The organism is Spiroplasma sp. hy2 (genome assembly GCF_044714365.1).
GTDB classification, from domain to species: Bacteria; Bacillota_I; Bacilli_A; order Mycoplasmatales; family Mycoplasmataceae; genus Spiroplasma; species Spiroplasma phoeniceum.
This window is the reverse complement of sequence record NZ_RXFZ02000334.1, coordinates 1-621: the sequence shown is the minus strand read 5'-3', so window position 1 is coordinate 621 and position 621 is coordinate 1. Positions and strand designations below refer to the sequence as shown.

Below are 621 nucleotides of genomic sequence, written 5' to 3'. Positions count from 1 at the left end.
TGGAATAAAAACACTTAGTTATTTAAAATAACCGTTCCACTCTGCATTAAGTTGTTTTATAAAATCAAAGTTTTAAAAAACCAGTTTTATAATCAAAGATAATTTTTGAATTTTCTAAACGTTTATAAAGCCACTCTTGGTTTTTATCTTTTGTATGATTTAATAAATTTTTATGTTTTTCACAAGTTCATAAAACTTTATTTGATAAAAATTCTTTGGTAATGAATGATATTGATTTATAGCAATCAATAACATCACATATTTTTTGTTGTTTATTAATTTCCATTACTTACTCCTTCTTTTATTAAGTTTTTTTATTTATTAACAAACTAATTAACTGAAACAAAGAAAAGACAACACCTTAAATTAGGAGAAAAAACAGGTACACTTTGTAAAAATTTCTAAGATATTTAATAAATGTGTAACACAACTTAAAGAAGGTAACAAAAAGTTGCGATAAAAAGTTTCTATTTTAAAAACTTAAGATGCTGTCCTTTCTTTGAATCAATTAATAATTTTGGTTTTACAACAAATAAAAAAACCATTTTAGTAAATGGTTTAATTTATTATTCGTATTCAATTTCTATGTATTTTTTAAAACCCTTCTTTTTTCCATGCGAC

At 22.1% G+C, this 621-nt stretch carries 1 protein-coding gene; it reads right to left on the bottom strand.

Going from position 1 to position 621, the window contains the following annotated elements:
- Positions 1-46: 46 nt before the first annotated feature.
- Positions 47-286: a hypothetical protein gene (locus EHV01_RS06375; RefSeq protein ID WP_422065659.1), complete on the bottom strand. Its 240-nt coding sequence runs from the start codon at positions 284-286 to the stop codon at positions 47-49.
- Between the last annotated feature and the right edge of the window lie 335 nt (positions 287-621).